Genomic DNA, 24,889 nt, shown 5'->3' on the forward strand with positions numbered 1-24,889 from the left:
ATGCCGACGCCGTTGCGCCGACGCCTCCGCCACGCACGCCGGTTCTTCGGATACGGCGCGCTCGTGGTGGTCGTGCTCGTCGCGCTGCTGGTCGGCATCGCCAACCAGTTGCTGCCGCTGGCCGAACGCAATCCGCAACGCGTCGCCGCGTGGCTGAGCGAGCGCGCGGGGCGGCCCGTGCATTTCTCCGCGCTGGACACGGAATGGACGCGGCGCGGGCCGGTGCTGCGCCTGGACGACCTGCGCATCGGCGAGGGCGCGTCGTCGTTCCTCGTCGGCGATACCGAAATGCTGGTGTCGCTGTATGCCGGCCTGCTGCCGGGCCGCACGTTCACCGAGCTGCGCCTGCGCGGCCTGGACATCACCGTGCAGCGCGACGACGACGGCCAGTGGAGCGTGCGCGGCCTGCCGGGGCAACAGCAGACGACCGAAGGCGATCCGTTCGCCGCGCTCGAACGCCTCGGCGAACTGCAGGTCATCGGCGGGCGATTGCATGTCGTCGCGCCGTCGCTGTCGATCGATGCCACCGTGCCGCGCATCGACCTGCGCCTGCGCGTGGAAGGCGACCGCATCCGCAGCGGCCTGCGCGCGTGGATGCGGCCGAACGTGTCGCCGCTGGATGCCACGCTCGATTTCGACCGCAAGCAGGGCGACGGCCGCGCGTATGCCGGCGCGCAGAAGGCCGACCTCGCCGTGTGGGCGCCGCTGCTGAAACTGATGGGCGTGCAGGCGCAGGCGGGTCGCGGCCGCGCCGCTGCGTGGGCGACGTTGCGCGACCATCGCGTCGCCGATGTCACCTTCCAGGCCGCGCTCGATGCGGTCGCGTTGCAGGGCGCGCGCATCGACGGCATGGCCACGCCGCCGCGCGCGCGCTTCGACCACGTCGATGCCTTCGCGCGATTCCGGCACACGGGCGGCGGCGACTGGCGCTTCGATGCGCCGCGCCTGCGCCTGGAAACACAGGGCAACCGCCAGGTGCTCGATGGCCTGGTGATGGGCGGCGGACGTCGCTTCGGCATGGCCGCCGAACGCATCGATGCCGGCCCGTTGCTGCAGGTCGCCGCGTTGAGCGATCGCATGGACGCGGGCCTGCGTCGCTGGGTCGTGCAATCGAAGCCCAACGCGACGCTCGAACACATCGAAGTCGCCGGCGCACACGGCGTGTTGCGTGCGAATGCGCGCATCTCCGCGCTCGCGTTCGCACCGGTCGGCAACAGTCCGGGCCTGTCGGGCCTGGGCGGCAGCTTCGTCGCCGATGCCGACGGCTTCGTGTTCGATGCCGATTCGTCGGCGCAGATGGATTTCTGGTGGCCCGCCGGGTTCGGCGTGCACCATCCGGCGACGCTGCGCGGCAAGATCGCCGGCTGGCGCGAAGGCGCGGGCTGGCGCGTCGGCACCGACGCGCTGAAGGTCACGGGCTCGGATTTCGGCGTGCTCGCCCGCGGCGGCTTGTGGTGGCAGGGCGACGGCACGCGGCCGTGGATCGACATCGCGGCCGACCTCGATGATTCGCCGGTCACGGCCGCGCGCGGCTTCCTCGTGCGGCACCTGATGGCCGATGCCACCGAACACTGGCTCGATACCGCGCTGCTCAGCGGCACCGTGCACGGCGGGCGCGCGATCATCACCGGCGACCTCGACGAGTGGCCGTTCGTGCACGACAACGGCCTGTTCCGCGCCGATGCCGAACTCGTCGACATGCAAGTGAAGTTCTCGCCCGAGTGGCCCGCGGCCGAACACCTGCACGGGATGGCGAGCTTCATCGGCAACGGGTTCAACGTCGTCGGCGACCACGCGGTGCTGCAGGGCGTGCAAGTCAGCAAACTCGCGGCGGGCATCGCCGAATACGGCAAGGCCGAACTCACCGTGCAGGCGAGCGGCGCAAGCGATGCGTCGAAACTCGTCGCGCTGCTGCAGCACAGTCCGCTCGAGAAGGACCAGGGCGAAACGCTCGACAACATCACCGCCAGCGGTCCGGCCGCGGTCACCTTCGACATGTTGTTGCCGATGCATCCGGGCGGCGGCAAGGGCCGCACGCACGGCACGGTGGACCTGCAGGGCGCGAAGCTGCGCGAGAACCGCTGGGACCTGGCGTTCGACGATGTGCGTGGCCGCGCGGATTACGGCGACGGCGGATTTGCCGCCAATGCCTTGCAGGTGCAGCACGACGGCGCACCCGGCACGCTCGCGTTGCGCGCGGGCACCGGGTTCGTGAAGGACGCGTCGCAAGCGTTCGAAGGCGAACTGCGCGCCAACCTCGATGCGAAGACGCTGGTGGATCGCGCCGGCAATCTTGCTTGGCTGAAGCCTTACCTCGACGGGCGCTCGGCGTGGACGATCGGCGTCGCGCTGCCGAAGAACGTCGGCGCGAAGGACGCCGCGCCGAGCAAGCTGTCGCTGCGCTCCAATCTCGTCGGCACCACGCTCAGCTTGCCCGCGCCCTTGCGCAAGGCTGCGGGCGTCGCGCTGGCGACCACCGTCGACACGGATCTCCCGATGGGCGATGGCGAAGTGCGCGTCGCGCTCGGCAACCTCGCGGCGTTGCGTGCGCGCACGCGCGGCACGCAGACCGGATTGCGCGTGGTGCTCGGCAGCAATCGCGTGGATGACGCACCGCCGGCATCGGGCCTCATTGCAACGGGACGTGCGGCGTCGCTCGATGCGATCGACTGGATCGCATTGGCGCAGGGCGACTCGAACAACACGAAGAAGAGCGGCGACGGCCTCGCGTTGCGGCACATCGACCTGCGCGCCGATCGGTTGTTGCTGCTCGGTGGCGTGTTCCCGGACGCGCGCCTGCAGGTGTCGCCGTCGGCGACCGGCAGCACGGTGCAGGTGGCCGGTCCCGCGCTCGTCGGCACGGTCGAAGTGCCGTCGTCCGACAAGGGCACGATCTCCGGACGCTTCGATCGCGCGTACTGGCGCGCGCCGCCGAAGACGGTTGCGACCGCCGCGACGTCTCCGGAAGAAGATCCCAATCCCATCTCCCCCGGCAGCATCCCGCCGCTGTCGTTCGATGTCGCCGACCTGCGCCTCAACGCGCTCGCGCTCGGCAAGGCGACGATCCGCACGCATTCCACCGGGGACGGCCTGCGCTTCGACACCGCGCAGGCGCAATCGGCGAAGCACAAGCTCGCGCTGACGGGCGAGTGGAGCGGGCAGGGCAAGTCCGCGCGTTCCAACATCGGTCTGCGCATCGACAGCCAGGATTTCGGCGCGTTGCTCGACGGCCTCGGGTTCGGCGGACAACTTGCGGGCGGCGCAGGCACGGCCAACTTCGATGCCGCATGGCCCGGCGCGCCGCGCGACTTCGATGCACGCCTCGTCGACGGCCGCCTCGCGCTCGACGTGAAGGAAGGGCGCCTGCTCGAAATCGAACCCGGCGCGGGCCGCGTGCTCGGCTTGCTGAGCCTGGCGCAGCTGCCCAAGCGCATGCTGCTCGACTTCCGCGATTTCTATTCGAAGGGCCTCGCGTTCGACACCGTCTCCGGCCACGTGCGGCTGGTCTCCGGCATCGCGCGCACCGACGACCTGTCCATCGACGGGCCCGCCGCGCAGATCCACATCCACGGCACCGCCGACCTGCAGGCGCAGACATTCGACCAGACCGTCGAAGTGCTGCCGCGCGCCGGCAACCTCCTCACGGTCGCCGGTGCGATCGCCGGCGGCCCGGTCGGCGCCGCGATCGGCGCGGCTGCCAACGCCGTGCTGAAAAAGCCGCTGGGCCAGCTCGCCGCGAAGACCTATCGCGTCACCGGCCCGTGGAAGGACCCCAAGGTGGAAGTCCGCAAGCGCGAACCGCAAGGCCGCGCGTCCGCATCGGCCGATGAATCCACGGGCGGCTGAGCTTGCCCGCCTTGCGTCGCGCCCGCGCAACACCATCTGATCTAGCGTTGCCCCTTCGATTGCCCACGGGATCCCCATGACCCTGCCGCTCCGCCTCGCCGAAACCCGCCTGCTGGTCCCCGCCGGCCTCGACACCGCCAACCTCGATGCCGCCTTCTCCACGCTGCTCGGGCCGGGCATCGACTTCGGGGACCTGTATTTCCAGCACGCGCGGCGCGAAAGCTGGACGATGGAAGACGGCATCGTGAAGGATGGTGCGCATTCGATCGAACAGGGCGTGGGCGTGCGCGCGATCTCCGGCGAGAAGACCGGCTTTGCGTATTCCGATGAAATCGATACGCCCGCGTTGCTCGAAGCCGCGAAATCCGCGCGTGCGATCGCGCGCGATGGCTCCGCGATGTCGCCGCGTGCGCTCGTGCCGGGCGGCGGACGTTCGCTGTATACGGCGGACGATCCGATCGACGGCTTGCCGAACGAAGAAAAAGTGGAAGCGCTGCGTGCGCTCGATCGCCTGCTGCGCGCCGCCGATCCGCGCGTGAAGCAGGTGATGGTGAGCCTGGCCGGTGGCGTGGACACCGTGCTCGTCGCGCGCAGCGATGGCGTGCTCGCCGCCGACGTGCGCCCGCTGGTGCGCCTCAACGTGCAGGTGATCGTCGAACAGGAAGGCCGTCGCGAGAGCGGCTACGCCGGTGGCGGCGGTCGTTACTCGTATGCCGAATTGCTCGGCGGCGGCAAGCCCGAACACTTCGCGCGCGAAGCGTTGCGGCAGGCGCTGGTGAACCTCGACGCGATCGACGCACCCGCCGGCCTCATGCCCGTCGTGCTCGGCAACGGCTGGCCCGGCGTGCTGCTGCACGAAGCGGTCGGTCACGGCCTCGAAGGCGACTTCAACCGCAAGGGCACCTCCACGTACGCCGGCCGCATGGGCCAGCGCGTCGCATCGCCGGGCGTCACGATCGTCGACGACGGCACGTTGCCCGGCCGTCGCGGCTCGCTCAACATCGACGACGAAGGCACGCCCACCGCGTGCACCACCTTGATCGAAGACGGCGTGCTGGTCGGCTACATGCAGGACACGCACAACGCGCGCCTGATGGGCATGGCGCCCACCGGCAACGGTCGCCGCGAATCCTTTGCGCACCTGCCGATGCCGCGCATGACCAACACCTACATGCTCGCGGGCACGCACGATCCGGAAGAAATGATCCGCTCGGTGAAGAAGGGCCTGTACGCGGTGAACTTCGGCGGCGGCCAGGTCGACATCACCAGCGGCAAGTACGTGTTCTCCGCGACCGAGGCGTACCTGATCGAAGACGGCAAGATCACCGCGCCGGTGAAGGGCGCCACCCTGATCGGCAACGGCCCGGAAACCATGCAACGCGTGAAGATGATCGGCAACGATCTCGCGCTCGACGAAGGCGTGGGCGTATGCGGCAAGGACGGGCAGAGCGTGCCGGTGGGCGTGGGGCAGCCGTCGCTGTTGATCGACCAGCTGACCGTGGGCGGGACGCAGGCGTGAAGCAGAAGCCGGGACAAGGGACCGGGGACCGGGGACCAGTGCAGGTCTCAGGCCTCGGCGTCGTCGTCCGCTTCCTCCGGTCCCTCGTCCCCGGTCCCCGGTCCCGCATCCATCGCATCCCGCACCGCGTGGTAGATCTCGCGATACGCCCGCGGCGGTTTGTTGCGCTTCTTTTCCTCGATCGCATTGCGCACCAGTTGTCGCAGGTGCTGGCGGTCGGCGGTGGGATGTTCGGTGAGGAACGCGGCCAGCGCGTCGTCGCCGTCGTCGAGCAGGCGGTCGCGCCAGGCTTCGATGCGGTGCATCGCAGCCACTTCGCGGCGCGAGGCTTCGCCCTTTTCCTCGAGCGCATCGCGGATCGCGTCCAGCGCCTCGTCGTCTTCGCGCCGCATCTGCTTGGCCAGGAATTGCAGCTGGCGCTTGTGCGCGACGTGCGAGGTGATGCGGCGCGTTTCGAGGATGTGCGGCATCAGCGCATCGGGGATCGGCAGCTTGGCCAGCTGCGCGTCGCTCAGCGCCGCCAGCTTTTCGCCGAGGTCGAACACGTCCAGCGCCGCGCGCCGTTGCTGGCTGCGGCTGGGGGCGAGGAAATCGCCGGTTTCCGGATCCTTGCCACGCATCGCCCTTGCCTCGTCCGTCTCTGAATTCGCCCGGAAGGATAGACCATTGAACAACGCCCCCCTGTCGACGACCGATCACGCCCTGTCCAGCGACGACAGCGTCGCGCGGCTCGAGGTCCTCGGCGGCATCGCCCGGCAACTCCTGGACCGCTGCCGCGCCGCCGGCGCCACCCAGGCCGAGGTCTCGGCCTCGCAGGAACACGGCCTCAACGTCAACGTGCGCATGGGCTCGGTGGAGACCGTGGAATCCACGCGCGACCGCGGCATCGCCGTCACCGTCTACTTCGGCCAGCGCAAGGGCAGCGCGAGCACCGCGGACCTGCGCGAGGAAAGCCTGTCGGCCACCGTCGAACAGGCCTGCGCGATCGCCCGCCACACCGAAGACGATGAAGCCGCGGGCCTGGCCGACGCCGCGCTGATGGCGCGCGAGGTGCGCGAGTTCGACGGCTGGCATCCCTGGGCGCTGGACGCCGACCAGGCCATCGACATCGCGCTGGCCTGCGAACAGGCGGGCCGCGACGCGGATGCGCGCATCGAGAACAGCGACGGCGCGTCGGTGGGCAGCAGCGCGTCGATGAGCGTGTACGCGAATTCGCACGGCTTCATCGGCGCCGAGCGCAGCACGCAGCACACGATTGGCTGCGCGCTGATTGCCGGCCGCGGCGATGCGATGCAGCGCGATGGCTGGTACACGACGGCGATCGCGGCCGACGACCTGGAAGCCGCGGCGGCCGTGGGCCGGCATGCGGCGGAGCGCGCGGCGTCGCGCCTGCAGCCGCGTTCGTTGCCGACGGGCGAGGTGCCGGTGTTGTTCCATTCCGAGGTCGCGCGTTCGCTGATCGGGCATTTCCTCGGCGCGATTTCCGGCGGTGCGCTGTATCGCCGCGCGAGTTTCCTCGTCGACAGCGTGGGCACGCAGGTCTTCCCCGACTGGTTCGACCTGCAGGAGCGTCCGTTCCTGATGCGCGGCTTCCGTTCGTCGTCGTTCGATTCGGAAGGCGTGGCGACGCGCGAGTCGCCGCTGGTGTCGGCCGGCGTGTTGCAGCGTTACGTGCTCGGCAGTTACTCGGCGCGCAAGCTCGGCCTGCAGACGACGGCGAACGCCGGCGGCGTGCACAACCTCGACGTCAAGGCGAACGCGGGCGACTTCGATTCGCTCGTGCGCGGCATGGGCCGCGGTCTGCTGGTGACGGAATTGATGGGGCAGGGCGTGAACGCAGTGACGGGCGATTATTCGCGCGGCGCAGCGGGGTTCTGGGTGGAAGACGGACAGATCACGTTCCCCGTCGACGGGATCACGATCGCCGGCAACCTCAAGAAAATGCTGGGTGCGATCGAAGCCGTGGGCACGGACGTCGATCCGCGTTCGCACATCCGTTCGGGGTCGATCCTGGTCGGCAAGATGACGGTCGCGGGCGAGTGAGCTTGTGTCATCCCTGCGAAAGCAGGGACCCAGAAGCGAGGCGCATCAACCGCCTCCGGTACGGCGCTCCGCCGCGATGAGGGCGACAGGTCCTTGCCCGGCGCGTTCCGCTGTCCCTGCTCCAGGCACCGGCCGTGCGCCATCCATGGCGCAGTTCAAGGACCTGTCGCCCTCATCACGTCGAAGCGCTTCGCGACCTGATCGTTGCGACGCTGCGTAGGGTAGAGCCTCGCACCGAATCACTAGGTTGCTGGCGAACAGCTGCACCCGGACGGACGGCGCACTGCACGCCCAGCCAATCCCGCTCCGCTGCCTCGCCATCCATGGCTGCGAGCATCGGCGCCGTCCATCCATGGACGGCTGCGCGGGATTGGCTCGGCGTGCGGTGCGCCTCACCGCAACGTTGGTTGCTGCGGGTTCGGTTTGCTTGAAGCAAAGCGCGCGACTGACGCAGGATCTGCGCATCTCACTCTGTCGTGTCCTCCGGATCATGCTCGGGGTGGAACGGGGAATCGAACGCTTCGACGAACAGTCCTGTGGGCGCAGGAAACGTGTCCACGGCATCGGAGCCGACGAAGACGTAGAAGTCGCCACCGAAATGGATGAACGTGTTGTCGCGCCCTTCGAGCATCATCCAGATCGTTTCCCGCAGGTTCGCGACGATGATGGATCGCAGGCGGTCGTCGGGCGCGACGGGAATGTCGATCAGCCCTTCGGTTGGATCATCCGGACCGTAGAACTCCAACGCCGCGACCCTGAGCGTGTCGACGTTCGCCAGCGCGACGAAGCGCATGATCGCCTCGACGTACAGTCCTTCAACGCGTTCGTACTCCTCGCGCGTCAACACGCCATCGGCGAACGTGCCCCCGATGTCGGACACCGAGGTCCAGTCGTCCCGCATGTAAGCCCCGTTATCGGCACGGCGGAAGGCGGGGTTGTACTTGGTCACGCGGAACTGGGCCATGACGTTGCCTGGCGTTGCAATCGATCAATTGCGAATTCTATCCCGAACGCCGAAACACGCCGAAGCCGCGCACTGCGCTCCGAGCCGAACGTGCACGACTCAACGTTGCGGTGCGCCGTCCGTCCGAGTGCAGCTGTTCGCCAGAAACACACCGATCCGGTGCATGGCGCTACCCCTACGCAGCGTCGCAACGTTCCGGTCGCCGTGCCGGAGGAGGTTGATGCAAAAAAAAACGGCGCCGAAGCGCCGTTTTTCTTTGTCGCGATCGACGCGCGGGATTACTTCACCAGGCGCAGGTTGAACGGATAGCGGTACCGCACGCCTTCGTTCGCCTTCATCGACGCCATGATGATCATGATCAGCGCCGCGATGCCGATGACCAGGCCGATCAGGCCGAAGAGGATGAAGCCCAGGCCCAGCGTGAGGATGCCGAAGGGAATGGCGATCACCATCAGCACCACCGCCACGATCGTCAGCATGATGCTGAAGTTCAACGCTTCCTTCGCCTGGTCGGCCACGAAGGGCATCGTTTCCTTCTTCGCCAGCCAGATGATCAGCGGCCCGAGGAACGCCAGGCACCCCGGCAGCCCGACCAGCGCGGTGATCAGCGACGCCAGGATGATGGACAGGTGCGAAAACATGCCCCACTGCCGTTCGTCCGCGGACACGCCGGAATCGGAGGCGGAGGTCGGATCGATATCGTTCATTGCGTCATCCCCTTGGGTTGGAGTCGGGCTCAGCGCCCCGCGCTGGCCACGCTGTTGCGATCGAGCCGGTCGAGGCGCGCATCGAGCGGCGGGTGCGTCTTGTACAACTGCGCCAGGTTGCCCGATGTGCTGCCGCGCGCCGTCATCTTCTGCAGCACCGCATACAGCGCCAGCGGATCATAGCCCGCGCGCGCCAGGTACACCTCCGCGGCCTCGTCGGCGCGGAACTCCGCCTCGCGGTCCAGCCGCGTCGCCAGGATGGTGGCGCCGTGCCGCGCGACGTATTCCTTCGCCATGCTGCCCGCCACGCCGCCGCCGACGCTCACGTTGTCGGACGCCGCGTTGGTCAGCGCCGTCTGCGTTTCCTGTTTCTTGATCACGTTGTAGTGGTCGCGCTGCACGACGTGGCTCAGCTCGTGGCCGATCACCGCCGCCACTTCGTCGTCGTCGCCCAGCAATTCGTACAGGCCGCGCGTCACGAGGATGTAGCCGCCCGGCGCGGCGAACGCGTTGATCTCCTGCGTGTCGATCACCGCGAAACTCCACGGCAGGTCGGGGCGCGAGGTCTGCGACGCCATCCAGCGGCCGACGCGGTTCACGCGCGCCTGCGCCTCGGCGTCGTTCCACAGCGGCGCGGCGCCGAGCACGCGGCCGGCGATTTCCGGGCCGAGCGCCACTTCTTCGGCGCGCTGTTCGGATTCGGATTTGCCCTGCGCGGCCTCGGCGACGTCCGCCGCGGAGTTCACGGGCGCGGGCGCACCGATGCCCACCGCGGACAACAACCCGCGCGCGAACGACATGCCGCCGCGCTTTTCCTGCTGCGTCGCTTTCGGCGCGGCGTCGGCGACCGGCTTGAACTCCGTCGCGTAGGGCACTTGCTTCGCGTGGTGTCCCTTCGCGTTCGCATCGCTGGCGGCGGCTTCGGGCGACACGCGGTTGTTTTCCATCTGCGCGAACTGCGCACCGTCGTACGCCGCGGACTTGAGATCGCTTTCGTCGATGCCGCGCACGCCCGCCGTTTCCGACACGCGGCCCTTGCCGGCCTTGCCGATGAACAGCGCGCCTGCGTTGCCGTTGTTCGCGCTCGCGTATTCCATGCGCACGTCGTTGACGCGCACGAAGCCGGACTTGCCGTCCGGCGTGCCGACCTGGAACCACAGGCCCTGCTGTCCCGCGACCTGCACCTTCGCATCGCGCTTGAGCGTGGCGACGGTGGGCGAGTTGAAATCCGGTGCGCTGTGCACGTCCACCGACGGCTTGTGCACGATGGCCGAGGTGGCCGGATCGGCCGCGAACGCGAGCGCGGCCACCAGCAGTGCACCGGCCAGGCCGGACAGCAGCGGGACGATTATTCGGTGGGCGGCGTGTTGCATGCAGCGGCTCCGGGATTGCAGCTCGGGTCACCCTGCAATAACGGATTTTCCGCCGAAAGCGGCCACTCGCCCGGCGCGTCCAGCAGCTGTCCGAGCGCTTCGCGCAGGCGCAGGCGATTGCCGCGATCGCCGCTGTCGTCGGGCGTGCGGTCGGCGTTTTCGTCGACTTCGCTGGCCATCACGTACACGAGCACGATGCCGTCGTCGTCCAGGCGATCGTCGTACGCATTCAAGTACGCGTGCAGGTCGGCCAGGTCGCGCTTGGCGAGCGCGATCGCCTGCGGCAGGTCGTCGCCCTTCCACACCATCAGCATCAGGTCGTCGAGCGTTTCGTGCAGCCAGCTCTTGCGTTCGACGACGCCTTCCAGCATCACCGCATCGCTGCCCGCATACAGGAACCTGCGCAGGCGGCGGCGGTATTCGCGGCGACGGCGCGCGGCGGCGCGTTCATCCAGCGCGGAGTAGGGCACGAAGCGCACGCGCGCGAACACGAGGCAACGATCGCGGTCCGGATCGAACTCTTCGAGGAAGTCGCCGTTGCCCACCGCGCGGCCGCGCTGGATCGCCGCATACGTGCGACACGCGCCGAAGCACAGGCTGACGAAGCCGATGCTCGCGTAGATGTCGAAGAACACGCGGAAGAACGTCAGGCCCGCGTACGCGAGGATCAGCAGCACGAGGTTGGTGGCGACGAAGACCGAGTCGATGTCGGTGGCCGGCTCGCCGCGGAAGAAGGCGAACGCGGTCAGCAGCACGAGCGTTGCCGCGAGCAGGTATTTCAGCGACGGCGGCGGCATCCAGATCGCGGTGCCGTCGACGAGGGCGGCGGTGGCTTCGGCGTGGACTTCGACGCCGGCCATCGCGGGTTTGACCGGCACCGGTTTCGCATCGTTGAGGCCGGACGCGGTGTAGCCGACGAGGGCGATGCGGCCCTTCAGGTCCGGGATCGGTGATTTGTCGCAGACCCGCTTGCCTTCGATCAGGTCGAACGCGCTGATGAAGGGCAGGCGGTGTTCATCGCCATTGCGCCAGTCGGGGCGCACGGACGCGGGAAACGACGCCGCGGGCCGGCCCGTGTCGAACACGGCCAGGCGCAATGCGAGCGAGGGCACCGCCCAGTCGCCGGCGGACAGCGAAAGCGGGATGTCGCGCAGCACGCCGTCGACGCCGCGTTCGACATTGATCAGGCCCGCGTGCGTGCGCATCGACTTGCCGTAGGGCAGCAGCAGCGCGAGGGACGGACCCGGACGCTCGGCCGAGGGGATGCGCGCGAATGCGCCGGGCGCGAGCGATGCGCGCGTGGTGCCGGTGGTGGTGGTGCCGGTGGTGGCGTTGAAGTCGTCGTCCAGGTGCGATGCGCCGAACACGAAACGCCCGGCGCCGCCTTCGGCCATGGACTCCAACGTGTCGTCACCGATCGGATCCACGGGCGAGGGCTCGGCGAACATCACGTCGTAGCCGACCGCCTTGATGCCTGCGCGATCGAGTGCATCGAGCAGGTCCGCATGGCGTTGCCGGCTCCACGGCCAGCCGCCTTCCCCGCGCTTTCGGAACTGGTCGATCGAACAATCATCGATCTCCACGACCACCACGCGCTTGGATGTCGGCGGTTGCACCGGCCGGCTCTTGATCACCGTGTCGAACACCGCGTCTTCCGCGGAATTCAACGAGCGCGCACCGCCGTAACCCGCGACGCCCCAGTCGTACGCCAGCCAGCCGATCGCGAGCAACGCGAGCACCGGATAGAACGCGAACTTCAACCGCAGCGCGAGCCGCGAGAACGGACGCTTGTAACTGCGCTCGACGAACGTCCACGCGTTGATGAACGCATCGGCCGACGACGCCATCCATGCATCGACCCAGGTCAGCAGCTTGCGCTTGCCTCCGCGGGGTCGGCCCATGGCTCAGTGCGTCCGTTCGACCGCGGCGCGGGCCAGCGCGGCGAGGGCGTCGGCGCGTGGGCCGAGGGGCGCGAGCGCGTCGCGCATGTCGGTCGCCAGTTGCTGCAGGCGCGCGCGCGTGGCGTCCAGGCCGAGCAGGGCGGGGAACGTCGCCTTCTGCTGCGCGGCGTCCTTGCCCGCGGTCTTGCCGAGCGCGGCGCTGTCGCCTTCGACGTCCAGCAGGTCGTCGCGCACCTGGAACGCGAGGCCCAGCGCATCGGCGAACGTATCCAGGCGCGCACGCGACGCGGCCTCCGCGCCCGCGGCGATCGCGCCGAGGCGCACGGACGCGCGGATCAACGCGCCGGTCTTCATCGCGTGCAAGCGTTGCAAGGCAGGCAGGTCGATCGCGACACCACCGGTCGCGTCGATGTCGAGCGCCTGCCCGCCGCACATGCCACGCACGCCGGCGGCCTGCGCGAGTTCGGCGAGCATCGCCACGCGCAGGTCGGCGGACAACGGGGCTTGCGTGAGTTGCTCGAACGCGAGCGACTGCAACGCATCGCCCGCGAGGATCGCGGTGGCTTCGTCGAATGCGATGTGCACCGTGGGCTTGCCGCGGCGCAGCGCGTCGTCGTCCATCGCGGGCAGGTCGTCGTGCACCAGCGAATAGGCGTGGATCAGTTCGACGGCGACGGCAGGCGCATCGAGCGATGCAACGTCCGCGCCGAACGCGGTGCCGGTGGCGTACACGAGCAACGGACGCATGCGCTTGCCGCCGTCGAGCGCCGCATGGCGCATCGCGCCGTGCAGGCGTTGCGGGGATTGATCGGCGGAAGGCAGCGCGGAAGCGAGCGCCGCGTCGACGCGCGTGCGCCAGGGCGCGAAGTCGACCTCAGGCATCCGCGGCCGGCGCGCCGAAGGGCTCGGCGTTGTCCGGCTGTTCCGGGTCGCTCAGCAGGCGCACGCGCAGTTCCGCCTGTTCCAGCGCGGTCTGGCACTTGCGATACAGGCCGACGCCGCGTTCGTAGGCGGCGAGCGATTCTTCCAGGCTCATCTCGCCGTGTTCCATCTTCTCCACCAGCTGTTCGAGCTGGTCGAGCGAGGCTTCGAAATCGGCGACCGGGGAAGGGGTTTCGAGCTTGGCGTCGGGCATGCGCGGCATGGCGCGCAGTGTGATGCGCGGCCTGCCATGGGTCAATCGCGCACGCTTATGGCGAGGGCGGGGTCCAGCGCACGCTGGCGTCGTGGTCCTGCAACCAGCGTGCGAACACGTCGGCCAGCAGGCGGTCGCCGGCCGCGAGGACCTGGTCGTCGCCATCCACCAGCAGGGGCAGGCGTTCGCGGTCCCAGGTGGGCAGGCCCGCGTCCTGCAATGCGTGTTTGAGGCTGTGCGAATGCGACCGGCCCGGCAGCACGATGCGTTCGCCCCCGCGGCGCAGGCGCACGCGCAGCGGGGCGTCGAAGGCGTCGGCGCCGATCAGTTCGAGGGCGCCGCCGTCGGGCAGCACCAGCGGCATGCGGCCGTCCCAGGTGTCGGACCAGTCGGCGGGCAGGGCGGGCGCGTTGGGCGCGGCGCGCAGGCGGTCGCACCAGCGGCGGATGTGCGCGCCGGACCAGGCGAAGCGGAAGTCGGCATCGTCCGCGCCTTGGAGCAAGTCGGCTTCGATCTGCGCGATGCCTTCGGCGGGCAACGGGGGCAGCGACGTCCCGGCGATCCAGCGACGCAGCACCCGGGCGCGGCGCGAGGGGTCGAGCGCGCGCAACGCGGGGACGGACAGGATCGCGGGATCGTCGGTGCGTGCGGTGTCGAGTGCACGCAGGTCGTCGTCGGCGAGCAGCTCGGCGGCTTCAGCGCTCAATGCGGCCGAACGCGCGAAGGCGGCATCGACGCGCGGCCAGCGTTCGCGCAACAGCGGCAACACCTGGTGGCGCAGGAAGTTGCGGTCGTGTTCGAGCGCGCTGTTCGACGGATCGTCGATCCAGGACAAGTCGTGTGTCTGCGCGTACGCGATCAGCTCCGTGCGCGGCACGTCGAGCCAGGGCCGCCACAGGAAGCCCTGCGCGAACGGTTGCAGCGCCCGCATCGCGCCGAGGCCATCGGGGCCGGAGGCGCGCAGCGCCCGCAGCAGGAAAGTCTCGGCCTGGTCGTCGCGGTGGTGCGCAAGCGCGAGGATGTCGCCCGGATCGAGCGCTTCGACGAATGCCGCGCGACGCGCGGCGCGGGCCGCGGCTTCGAGCCCGAGGCCGGCGCGCCTGTCGACTTGCACGCGCGCGATGTGCAACGGGATGCGCAAGGCTTCGCACACGACGGCGCAGTGCGCGGACCAGGCATCGGCGTCGGCGTGCAGGCCGTGGTGGACATGGATGGCGCGCAAGGTGCGTGCGCGCACGCTCGGCATCGCCGCGAGCGCGTGCAGCAGCACGGTGGAATCCAGCCCGCCGCTCAACGCGACGACGATCGCGCCATCGCGGCCGGTCTCGGGCAAACGGAGGTCGAGGGCGGACGTCATCGCGCCCGCCGCCGTCAGGCGAGGTCCTGCAGCTCGCGCCTGGCGAGGTCGATCCACGCGCGCTGTTCGCGCTGGTAGTACTTCGGCGCGAGCGACGAACGCTTGGCGATTTCGCGCAGCACGTTGGCGGCGTCGGCGGGGCGGTTGGCGCGCTTGAGCAGCTGCGCGTAGCGCACGCGGGCTTCTTCGCCGGGGTAGCCCTGCACCAGCGCTTCGTATTCCGACAGCGCCTTGTCGATGTCGCCGCTGGCTTCCACGGTGCGCGCGTACAACAGATGGCCGTCGAACGAACGGAATTTCGGGTTGGCCGCGATCAGCGCGTCGAGCGTGGCGCGCGCCTCGGCGGGCAGGTCCAGCGCGAACTGCGCCTGCGCCAGGCCGAGCATCAGGTGCGGGTCGGTCTGGTACATGCCCGTGAGCGAATTGCGGAACATCTCCAGCGCTTGCTGGTAATCGCCGCTGGCCAGGCTTTGTTCGGCGAGGCGGCGGCGGTTGTCGATCGTGTCGGCGATGTCGAGCTGGCGCGCGGCGTGGCGCTTGCCGCGTTCCGGATCGATGCGCTGGCGCACGCCCTTCACGGCGCGGCGCGCGGTGGGGCTGCTGCCGAGGGTGGGGACGACTTCCGCGAAGACGTACGCCGCGACGGCGATGTAGCTGCCGACGACCAGGATCCAGATCCAGTACGTCGGCCGCTGCGTGCGCACCGCGTGCACGATGCACGCGATCTGCAGCGCGATCGACAGCAGGAAGATCGGGCTCATGGAGGCGTGGGGTTGCGGGTCAGGCGGCTTCGTACGCGCCGTAGCCGCGCAGGCGCTTGTAGCGGCGCTCGAGCAGTTCCGGCACCGGCACGCCCGACAGCGCGTCGATTTCGTTGACCAGCACGGCCTTCAGGCGCGTGGCCATCTGCCGCGGCTTGCGGTGCGCGCCGCCGATGGGCTCGCGCACGATCTTGTCGATCAGGCCCAGTTCCTTCAGGCGCTTGGCCGTCAGGCCGAGCTGTTCGGCAGCGTCCTTCGCCTTCTCCGCGGTCTTCCACAGGATGGAGGCGCAGCCTTCCGGCGTGATCACCGAGTACGTGCTGTATTCGAGCATCAGCGTGCGGTCGCCGACGCCGATGGCCAGCGCGCCGCCCGAACCGCCTTCGCCGATCACCGTGCAGATGATCGGCGTCTTGAGTTCCGACATCTCCAGCAGGTTGCGCGCGATGGCCTCGGACTGGCCGCGTTCTTCCGCGTCGATGCCGGGCCACGCGCCGGCGGTGTCGATGAAGGTGAGCAGCGGCAGGTTGAAGCGTTCGGCCAGCTTCATCAGGCGCAGCGCCTTGCGGTAGCCCTCGGGCTTGGGCATGCCGAAGTTGCGCTTGATCTTGGCCTTGGTGTCGCGGCCCTTCTCGTGGCCGATCACCACGACGCTGCGACCTTCGATGCGGGCCAGGCCGCCGACGATGGCGTTGTCGTTGGCGAAGGCGCGGTCGCCGGCGAGTTCCTGGAACTCGTCGCAGATCACGCGCAGGTAATCCAGGGTGTACGGCCGCGCCGGGTGGCGGGCGAGCTGCGAGATCTGCCAGGGCGAGAGGTCGCGGAAGATCTGCGCGGTGCGCAGGCGCAGCTTGTCCTGCAGCGCGTGCACTTCGGCATCCATGTCCACCGCCGGGCCGTGGCTGGCGTGGCGGAGTTCCTGGAGCTTGGCTTCCAGGTCGGCGATGGGCTGCTCGAAGTCGAGGTAATTCGGGTTCATTGCGACAAGGGTCGGCCGCGGAAAGGGGGGCAGTGTAGCCCACGGGTCCGGACCGTACCGAGCCGTGCGGACGGCTATGCTCGGACCCCTCCGAGGAGGGTGGCGATGGCACGTGCAGGGTGGGCGGGTGCGGCAATGGTGGCGGGGTTGCTGGCGTGCGGGCTCGCGTACGCGGGAGGGCCGAAGGCGGCGGCGCGGCAGACCGCTGTCGTCGACGCCGGCGTCCTGCGCTTGCGGCTGTCGGTGCCCGGCGCCACCGATGCCGAGTCGGGATGGGCCCTCCAGCTCCGCGATCCGGATCGGCCGCGCGTCCCGGGCAACACGGACCCGGTGCATTCGCTGCCCGAGCGACTGGCCCCGCGCATCACCTCGACCGACGACGGATACGTCCGCGTGTCCTTCGCGCTGCAGCCCGGCGAACACGTCTACGGATTGGGCGACAAGGCCGGTCCGCTCGATCGCCGCGGCCGCACGTTCACGTTCTGGAATACCGACGCCTACGCGTGGGACGCCGCGCGCGATCCGCTGTACAAGGCGATCCCGTTCGCGCTGGTCGTCGGCAAGGACGGGGCGTACGGCTTGCTGCTCGATGATCCGCGGCGCAGCACGTTCGACGTGGGGCAGACGGATCCGTCGCGGATGGTGGTGACCGTCGAAGGCGGTGCGATCGATGTCTACGTGATCGCCGGGCCCACGCCGCGCGACGTGCTGCAGCGCTACGTCGACCTCACCGGCCATGCGCCGCTGCCGCCGAAGTGGGCGCTGGGGTTCCAGCAATCGCGTTACACGTATGTGCCGGAAGCACGCGTGCGCGAAGTCGCGGACACGTTGCGCGCGCATCGCATTCCCGCCGATGCGATCTACCTCGACATCGGGTTCCAGGACGCGAACAAACCGTTCACCGTTGACCGCAAGCTGTTCCCGAATTTCGGGAAGATGATCGGCGACCTGCGCGCGCAGGGGTTCAACACGGTGCTGATCACCGACCTGCACATCGCGAAACAGGCGGGCTATGCGCCGTACGACAGCGGCGTGGCGCAGGATGTGTTCGTCAAGCGCGCGGGCGCGGACTACGTCGGCAACGTGTGGCCCGGCCCGAGCGTCTTCCCGGATTTCACGCTCACGCGCGTGCGCGACTGGTGGGGCGAGTTGTACACGGACTTCGTGCGCATGGGCGCGGCGGGGTTCTGGAACGACATGAACGAGCCGTCCGTGTTCGACGTCCCCGGTGGCACGATGCCCGGCGACGTGGTGCATCGCCTCGACGACGGCAGCACGCGCACGCACCGCGTGCTGCACAACGCGTACGGCATGCAGAACGCGCGCGCGACGTACGAGGGCTTGTTGAAGCTGCGGCCAGGCGAGCGTCCCTTCGTGCTGACGCGCGCGGCGTTCGCGGGCACGCAGCGTTACGCGGCGACGTGGACCGGCGACAACTCGGCGAGCTGGCAGCACCTCGCGCAGAGCACGCCGAACCTGTTGTCGCTCGGGTTGTCGGGCATGGCGCTGGCGGGCGACGACATCGGCGGGTTCATCGGGTCACCGCCGGCGGATTTGCTCACGCGCTGGTACCAGCTGGGCGCGTGGAATCCGGTGTTCCGCAGCCACGCGGCGACGGATACGCGCGGGCACGAGCCGTGGGTGGACGGGCCGGCGCAGGAAGCGCTGCGGCGCGCGGCGATCGAACAACGCTACCGGTTGATGACTTACCTCTACACGGCGGCGGAAGAGAGCGCGCGCACCGGCGCGCCGATCATGCGACCGGTGTGGTTCGACGACGTCGCCGCGGCGGGGAGCGATCGCGATTTCCTGTTCGGCGCGGACCTGTTCGTCGCGCCCGTCGTCGACGAGCGCGTCGATGCGCACACGGTGCAGTTGCCGCGCGGCACCTGGTACGGGCTGCGCGATGGCGTGCAGCATGCGGATGCGAAGCCGCTGGTGCTGGATCCGCGGCCGGCCGACGTGCCGGTGTATGTGCGAGCGGGCGCCATCATTCCGATGCAGCCCCTGGTGCAGTCGACGAGCGAAACGCCGAAGGGTCGACTTGAAGTGCACGTGTGGTGGCCGGTCGGTGGCGGCCCGTGCGCGGGTTCGCTCTACGAAGACGACGGCCACACCATGGCGTACCAGCGCGGCGAGTTCCTGCGCGTGCGTTTCTCGTGCCATGCGCTCGACGGGGTCATGACGCTCGAGGCCGTCAACGAACACGCCGCCTTCGTCCCCTGGTGGCGCGAAATCGTCGTGATCGTGCACGGCCCCAAGGGCGGGCCCGGCAAGGAAGGCGCGCGCATCCGCGACGCGCGCGCCGGATGGAAGGTGACGCTCCGTCAGCCCGGATAGACCAGCGGCGCCCCCGGCCCGATCGGCCACCCGAAGGCGATCCACAGCGCGAACAACACCGTCCACCCGATCGAGAACACCACCGAGTACGGCAGCATCACCGAGACCAGCGTGCCGAGCCCGGCCTTCGGTTCGTAGCGCTGGAAGAACGCGATGATCAGCGCGAAGTAACTCATCATCGGCGAGATGATATTGGTCACCGAGTCGCCGATGCGATAGCCGGCCTGCGTGAGTTCCGGCGAATAGCCGAGCAGCATGAACATCGGCACGAAAATCGGCGCCATCAACGCCCACTTCGCCGACGCCGAGCCGATGAAAAGGTTGGCCACCGCCGTGATCGCGACGAGCCCGACGAACAACGGGATCGCCGACAGGTCCAGGCCCTGCAGCACGGCGACCAGTTTCACGGCGAGGATCAACCCGAGCTGCGTCCACCCGAAGAACGCGACGAACTGCGCCGCGAAGAACACCAGCACCAGGTACCCGCCCATCGTCGACAGGCTTTGCCCCATCCCGCGGATCACGTCCGCATCGTTGCGGATCGTGCGCGCGCCGACGCCGTAGGCCACGCCTGCGACCACGCCGTACAGGAAGATCAGCACGACGATGCCCTTCATGAAAGGCGAGTCGAGCACGCTGCCGGTGGCGGCATCGCGCAGGAAGCCATCGGCGGGCAGCAGGCCCCACAACAGCCACGCACTGAGCGCGAGCGTGGCGTACAGCGCCCAGCGCAGGCCCCGGCGTTCGAGCGCATCCGGCGGCGCGATCGCTTCGCTCGGGTTGATGTCGGGCAGCGAGGTGAAGCGCGGCGCGACGATGCGCTCGGTGACCCACGTGCTCAGGCCGACGACCAGCGGCGTGGACGCGATCATGAAGTACCAGTTGGCCGCGGCGCTCACGGTGTACGCAGGCTGGATGAGGCGCGCGGCTTCCTGCGACAGGCCCGACAACAGCGGATCGATGGACCCGAGCAGCAGGTTGGCGGAATACCCGCCCGACACGCCCGCGAACGCGGCGGCCATGCCGACGATCGGATGCCGGCCCGCGCCCTGGAACATCAGGCCCGCGAGCGGGATCAGCAGCACGTAGCCGATCTCGCTCGCCATGTTCGACATCACGCCGGCGAACACCACGACCGGCGTGAGCGCCCACATTGGCGCCGCGAACACGAGCCGACGCAACGCCGCACCGATCAACCCCGAGTGTTCCGCCACGCCGATGCCGACCAGCGAGACCAGCACCGCACCGAGCGGCGCGAAGCCGGTGAAGTTGGTGACGAGCCCCGTGAGCATGCGATGCAAGCCCTCGCGTCCGAGCAGGTTGACCGCGTGGATGGTTTCGCCGGTGGCCGGATGCACCGCGGTGAGGTCGAACCGCACCGCCAGCCACGACGCGCACACCACGCCGAAGGCGAGCAGCGCGAACAACGTGGCCGGATGCGGCAAGGCATTGCCGCCGGTTTCGACGATGCGGAGGAATCGGTCGAGCAGGCTGCGCGAGGGCGCGAGGGTCGGTGTGGTCGCCATGGGAGTCCGCGGTGCGAGGGAGGTGCGTGGGATAACGCACTCCACTGCCGTGGACTAGGCGATGCAATTGTCAGTTGGGGCGGAATTTGCCCGGGTTACGCGTTGCCACCGATCCACGGCTTCGCCAGCGCCAGCCGCACGGTGCGCACGGCCGGCAACGCGCGCAACACGCCCGGCAAGGCCGCATCGGCGCGGATGCCCTGGCCGCCGTTGATGTTCAACCGGCCCACGGCCGTCGACGTGATGGCTTCCAGCAACATCGGCGTGGCGCCCGGCGAGTAGGGCAGCAACGCGCGTTCGAACTGCGCCAACGCATCCTTCTGCCGCAGGTCCAGCTTCACCGACAGGCGTTGTGCGTACTGCGCGCACACCTGCCCGAAATCCCAGCAGCGCTTCGCCCGCAGCGAAAACCCGCCGCTGAACTCGTCTTCGCGCAACCCGCCTTCGACGATGAGGATGCGATCGCGCGTCAGCAACTGCGCGAAGCTGTAGTACGCCTCGGCGAAGAACGCGCACTCGATGCGCCCGCGCCCGTCCTCCAGCTGCACGAAGGCCTGGCTGTCGCCGCGCTTGCGCATGCCGACCACTTGCCCGGCGAGCACCACCTGCATTTCCGGGCGCCACCCCTTGCGTTCGCTGTCGGGGCGCTCGCTCCACATGCGATCGAGGTCGCTGAGGTCGTGGCCCACCAGCCCGCGCAACTCGTCGCGATACGGATCCAGCGGATGGCCGCTGAGGTAATGGCCGAGCGTTTCGCGTTCGCCCTGCAGCTTCTGCTGCAGCGGCCACTCGTCGAGGTCCGCCAGCGTGAGGTGCAGCGCGGGCGCTTCCGGCATCGCGCCGAACAGCGACACCTGGCCGGCCTCGCGTTCGCGCGCCAACTGCTCGGTGGCCTTCAGCACTTCCGGCAACTGCGCCATCAGCGACGCGCGATTGCGCCCGAGCGCATCAAGCGCACCGGCATTGACCATCGCTTCCAGCGCACGCCGGTTGAGCTTGGTGGAATCCACGCGCTTGCAGAAATCCAGCAGGTCCGCGAACGTGCCGCCGCGCGCGCGTTCTTCGGCGATCGCTTCGCACGCACCGCGGCCGACGCCCTTCACCGCGCCGAGGCCGTAGCGGATCGTCTTGGGATCCTTCGCTTCGAACATGTACACCGACGCGTTGACGTCCGGCGGCAACACCTCGAGTTTCAGCGCACGCGCTTCGTCGAGGAAACCGACCACCTTGTCCGTGTTGTCCATGTCCGACGACAACACCGCCGCCATGAACTCGGCGGGGTAGTGCACCTTCAGCCACGCGGTCTGGTAGGCGACCAGCGCGTACGCCGCCGAGTGCGACTTGTTGAAGCCGTACTCGGCGAACTTTTCCATCAAGTCGAAGATCGACGAGGCCACGCGCGCGTCGACGCCCTGCGCGGAAGCGCCGGTCTCGAACTTGACGCGTTCCTTGGCCATCTCCTCGGGCTTCTTCTTGCCCATCGCGCGGCGCAGCAGGTCGGCGCCGCCGAGCGAATAGCCCGCCAGCACCTGCGCGATCTGCATCACCTGTTCCTGGTACACGATCACGCCGTAGGTCGGCGCGAGCACGGGTTCCAGCAACGGATGCGGATACGTCACGGCCGCGTTGCCGTGCTTGCGGTCCACCCAGTCGCGGTCCATCCCCGAGCCCAGCGGGCCGGGACGGAACAACGCGGCGAGCGCGATGATGTCTTCGAACGTATCGGGCTTGGCGCGCTTGAGCAGCTCGCGCATGCCGCGCGATTCGAACTGGAACACCGCGACGCTGTCGCCGCGCGCGAACAGGTCGTAGGTGGGCTTGTCGTCCAGCGGCAGCGCGATGATGTCGAGCGGTTCGCCGCCTTCGGCGGCGCGGCGCACGTTGATCGCCTTCACCGCCCAGTCGATGATCGTGAGCGTGCGCAGGCCGAGGAAGTCGAACTTCACCAGGCCGATGGATTCGACGTCGTCCTTGTCGAACTGCGTCACCGGGTTGCGGCCGCGGCCGTCGGCGTCGTGTTCGGCGAACAGCGGGCAGAAGTCGGACAGCGGACTCGGCGCGATCACCACGCCGCCGGCGTGCTTGCCGGCGTTGCGCGTCAGGTCTTCCAGGTCGCGCGCCAGCGACAGCAGGTCGCGGACGTCGTCCTCGGCCGCGTTGCGCTGCATCAGCTCCGCGGAGGCGAGCTCGGGGTTCTTGCGCGCGGCGTCGGATTCGCCCAGCGCATCGTCCAGGCTCACGCCCAGCGTGAGCGGGATCAGTTTCGCGATGCCGTCGACGAAGCCGTACGGATGCCCGAGCACGCGGCCGGTGTCGCGCACCACGGCCTTCGCGGCCATCGTGCCGTAGGTGATGATCTGGCTGACGCGGTCGCGGCCGTACTTCGCGGCGACGTAGTCGATGACTTCGTCGCGGCGGTCCATGCAGAAGTCGATGTCGAAGTCGGGCATCGACACGCGTTCGGGATTGAGGAAGCGCTCGAACAGCAAGTCGTACGGCAGCGGGTCCAGGTCGGTGATGCCCAGCGCCCAGGCCACCAGCGAACCCGCACCCGAACCGCGGCCCGGACCGACGGGGATGTCGTGGTCCTTCGCCCAGTTGATGAAGTCGGCCACGATCAGGAAGTAGCCGGGGAAGCCCATCTTGATGATGACGTCGAGCTCGATCTCCAGGCGCTCGAAATAGGTTTCGCGCGTGTGGCCCGCGGCGATCGGCGCCTTCTCCAGGCGCTTGACCAGGCCTTCGCGCGCCTGCACGCGCATCCAGCTGTCCAGCGTTTCGTCGTCGGGCACCGGGAACGCGGGCAGGTAGTACGTGCCGAGGCGCAATTCCAGGTTGCAGCGCGTGGCGAGCGCGATCGCGTTGTCGATCGCGTCGGGCACGTCGGCGAACAATTCCGACATCGCCTCGGACGATTTGACGAACTGTTCGGTGCTGTAGTCCTTCGGGCGTTTCGGATCGTCGAGCACGCGGCCCGTCGCGATGCACACGCGCGCTTCGTGCGCTTCGAAGCCATCGGCGTCGAGGAAGCGTGCGTCGTTGGTCGCGATGACCGGCAGCCCGCGGCGCGTCGCGGCGTGCAACGCAAATGCATTGAACGTGTCTTCGCCTTCGCGCGCGGTGCGCGAGAGCTCCAGGTACATGCGCTCGCCGGTGTGGCGTTGCCAGTCGGCGAGCCATTGTTCGGCGAGCTCGTGCTTGCCCGCGGCGGCGAGGCGGCCCGCTTCGCTGTGGCGCCCCGCGAGCGCAAACAGGCCTTCGTTTTCGTCGCGCAGCCACGCGGGGCGCACGACGACGCCATCGTTGCGATGGCCTTCCATCCACGCGCGCGTCAGCAGGCGCGACAGGCTGAGGTAACCGGCACGATCGCGGCACAGCAGGGTGAGGCGCGTGGGCGCTTCGTCGCCATCGGCGAGCAGGATGTCGGCACCGGCGATCGGCTTGACGCCCGCGCCTTCGGCTGCCTTGTAGAACTTCACCAGCGCGAACAGGTTGTTCTGGTCGGTCACCGCGACCGCGGGCTGGCCCAGCGCCACGCACCGCGCGACCAGCTCCGGGATCCGGATGGTCGAGTCGACCAGCGAGTACTCGCTGTGCAGGTGCAGGTGGGCGAAAGCGGGCATGCCGGGACGTTGGCTTGGGTGCCCGGCAGTGTGGGGGGAGGGGGAGGGGCGGACAAGTTCTTGACAACGAAAGGCGGGAACAGGGAACAGGGAACAGAAGTTCAGTCCGTTCCCTGTTCCCCGTTCCCCGTTCCCGCTCCAACGCGTCAGCCGCCGACGTGGAAGGGATTCTCTGCGTGGCCCGAATAGCTGTAGTGGCTCGCGTTCACGCGCATGTTGTGCTGCCACAGCGCGATCTCGGCCAGGCGGTCGCGGATCCACGCGGCGCGCTGTTCGCTGCCTTCGCCGGCGGGCTGGTGCTCGCTGCGGTAGGCGCAGAAGTCGCGGTAGTCCTCGACCTCCGAGGCGAACGCAGGCCACGCCAGTTCCAGCAGCAGGACGTCGTCGAGCTTGCCCAGCAGCGGTTCGTGGTCCGGGATCAGGTCGTCGTCCTGGTCCAGGTAGGCCATCAGCTTGGCCAGGCGGGCGCGGACGGAATCCGGCGGGTCCCAGCAGTCGTCGTCGAGCATGTGCCGCAGTTCCTCGATGCGGCGCAGGCGGCGGTCCAGCACGTCCTGGGCGGCCTGCGGCGGCATGGAGGCCAGCCAGATGCACAGGTTGCGCACGCGGTCGGCATCGACGCGCACGGCGTCGGGATAGAGCTCGTGGAGCAAGGCATCGAACTGCGCGACGGCTTCGCCACGCAGGACCGGACCCGGGGCTGAGGGGTCGGTGCCGAAGGACATCGGCAGGGGCTCATCGGTCAGGGTGGGGGTGTAAAGACGCATGGCGCACCTCCCAAGTGTCCGGCTGCGAACGGGGGGTGGGGCGGGCGT

17 protein-coding genes are annotated in these 24,889 nt (G+C 69.0%); 4 read left to right on the forward strand and 13 right to left on the reverse strand.

Going from position 1 to position 24,889, the window contains the following annotated elements; translation table 11 throughout:
* Together LYSCAS_RS10680 and tldD are read left to right on the forward strand one after the other, a co-directional pair.
* The gene (locus LYSCAS_RS10680) at nt 1-3,846 is read left to right on the forward strand and encodes a YhdP family protein (RefSeq protein WP_213434023.1); all 3,846 of its coding nucleotides are present in this window, start codon (nt 1-3) and stop codon (nt 3,844-3,846) included.
* Nucleotides 3,847-3,922: 76 nt separating this feature from the next.
* Nucleotides 3,923-5,365 (forward strand): metalloprotease TldD, encoded by a 1,443-nt coding sequence (tldD, locus tag LYSCAS_RS10685; protein WP_213434024.1) that lies wholly within the window; start codon nt 3,923-3,925, stop codon nt 5,363-5,365.
* A 47-nt stretch (nt 5,366-5,412) separates the two neighbouring features.
* On the opposite strand, the gene yjgA is transcribed toward tldD, so the two are convergent.
* On the reverse strand, nt 5,413-5,985 hold the full coding sequence (yjgA, locus tag LYSCAS_RS10690) for a ribosome biogenesis factor YjgA (protein WP_213434025.1): 573 nt from the start codon (nt 5,983-5,985) through the stop codon (nt 5,413-5,415).
* A 61-nt stretch (nt 5,986-6,046) separates the two neighbouring features.
* On the opposite strand from yjgA, the gene pmbA reads away from it, so the two are divergent.
* Nucleotides 6,047-7,408, forward strand: a complete 1,362-nt coding sequence (gene pmbA, locus LYSCAS_RS10695; RefSeq protein WP_213437788.1) for a metalloprotease PmbA — start codon at nt 6,047-6,049, stop codon at nt 7,406-7,408.
* 466 nt (nt 7,409-7,874) lie between these two features.
* Here pmbA and LYSCAS_RS10700 read toward each other — a convergent pair whose 3' ends face one another.
* The 9 genes from LYSCAS_RS10700 to LYSCAS_RS10740 form a co-directional block, all read right to left on the reverse strand.
* Nucleotides 7,875-8,372 (reverse strand): hypothetical protein, encoded by a 498-nt coding sequence (locus LYSCAS_RS10700; RefSeq protein WP_213434026.1) that lies wholly within the window; start codon nt 8,370-8,372, stop codon nt 7,875-7,877.
* Between the two features lie 278 nt (nt 8,373-8,650).
* Complete coding sequence (locus LYSCAS_RS10705) at nt 8,651-9,079, reverse strand: DUF4870 domain-containing protein (RefSeq protein WP_244858516.1); 429 nt, start codon at nt 9,077-9,079, stop codon at nt 8,651-8,653.
* 29 nt (nt 9,080-9,108) lie between these two features.
* Nucleotides 9,109-10,452, reverse strand: a complete 1,344-nt coding sequence (locus tag LYSCAS_RS10710; protein ID WP_213434027.1) for a M48 family metalloprotease — start codon at nt 10,450-10,452, stop codon at nt 9,109-9,111.
* Complete coding sequence (locus LYSCAS_RS10715; RefSeq protein WP_213434028.1) at nt 10,428-12,353, reverse strand: CHASE2 domain-containing protein; 1,926 nt, start codon at nt 12,351-12,353, stop codon at nt 10,428-10,430. Before LYSCAS_RS10715 ends, LYSCAS_RS10710 begins: the two co-directional genes overlap by 25 nt.
* A gap of 3 nt (nt 12,354-12,356) precedes the next feature.
* A complete protein-coding gene (locus LYSCAS_RS10720; RefSeq protein WP_213434029.1) occupies nt 12,357-13,235 on the reverse strand; it encodes a farnesyl diphosphate synthase in 879 nt (292 codons plus the stop codon).
* Complete coding sequence (locus LYSCAS_RS10725; RefSeq protein ID WP_213437792.1) at nt 13,228-13,488, reverse strand: exodeoxyribonuclease VII small subunit; 261 nt, start codon at nt 13,486-13,488, stop codon at nt 13,228-13,230. Before LYSCAS_RS10725 ends, LYSCAS_RS10720 begins: the two co-directional genes overlap by 8 nt.
* A 55-nt stretch (nt 13,489-13,543) precedes the next feature.
* Nucleotides 13,544-14,845, reverse strand: coding sequence for a tRNA lysidine(34) synthetase TilS (gene tilS / locus LYSCAS_RS10730; RefSeq protein ID WP_213434030.1), 1,302 nt, complete (start codon nt 14,843-14,845; stop codon nt 13,544-13,546).
* A 14-nt stretch (nt 14,846-14,859) separates the two neighbouring features.
* A complete protein-coding gene (locus LYSCAS_RS10735; RefSeq protein WP_213434031.1) occupies nt 14,860-15,606 on the reverse strand; it encodes a tetratricopeptide repeat protein in 747 nt (248 codons plus the stop codon).
* Between the two features lie 19 nt (nt 15,607-15,625).
* Complete coding sequence (locus LYSCAS_RS10740; RefSeq protein ID WP_213434032.1) at nt 15,626-16,585, reverse strand: acetyl-CoA carboxylase carboxyltransferase subunit alpha; 960 nt, start codon at nt 16,583-16,585, stop codon at nt 15,626-15,628.
* A gap of 105 nt (nt 16,586-16,690) precedes the next feature.
* Here LYSCAS_RS10740 and LYSCAS_RS10745 point away from each other — a divergent pair, with 105 nt between their 5' ends.
* Nucleotides 16,691-18,925, forward strand: coding sequence for a glycoside hydrolase family 31 protein (locus LYSCAS_RS10745; protein WP_213434033.1), 2,235 nt, complete (start codon nt 16,691-16,693; stop codon nt 18,923-18,925).
* On the opposite strand, the gene LYSCAS_RS10750 is transcribed toward LYSCAS_RS10745, so the two are convergent.
* The 3 genes from LYSCAS_RS10750 to LYSCAS_RS10760 all read right to left on the reverse strand — a co-directional run bounded on the left by LYSCAS_RS10750 (nt 18,913) and on the right by LYSCAS_RS10760 (nt 24,841).
* The gene (locus tag LYSCAS_RS10750) at nt 18,913-20,451 is read right to left on the reverse strand and encodes an AbgT family transporter (protein ID WP_213434034.1); all 1,539 of its coding nucleotides are present in this window, start codon (nt 20,449-20,451) and stop codon (nt 18,913-18,915) included. The two genes, LYSCAS_RS10745 and LYSCAS_RS10750, sit on opposite strands and share 13 nt — an antisense overlap.
* Nucleotides 20,452-20,546: 95 nt before the next feature.
* On the reverse strand, nt 20,547-24,074 hold the full coding sequence (gene dnaE, locus LYSCAS_RS10755; protein ID WP_213434035.1) for a DNA polymerase III subunit alpha: 3,528 nt from the start codon (nt 24,072-24,074) through the stop codon (nt 20,547-20,549).
* Between the two features lie 146 nt (nt 24,075-24,220).
* Nucleotides 24,221-24,841 carry a YkvA family protein gene (locus LYSCAS_RS10760; RefSeq protein ID WP_213434036.1) on the reverse strand — a complete coding sequence of 207 codons (621 nt, stop codon included), beginning with the start codon at nt 24,839-24,841 and terminating at the stop codon, nt 24,221-24,223.
* Between the last annotated feature and the right edge of the window lie 48 nt (nt 24,842-24,889).

The organism is Noviluteimonas caseinilytica (genome assembly GCF_018406605.1).
Taxonomy (GTDB): Bacteria; Pseudomonadota; Gammaproteobacteria; order Xanthomonadales; family Xanthomonadaceae; genus Noviluteimonas; species Noviluteimonas caseinilytica.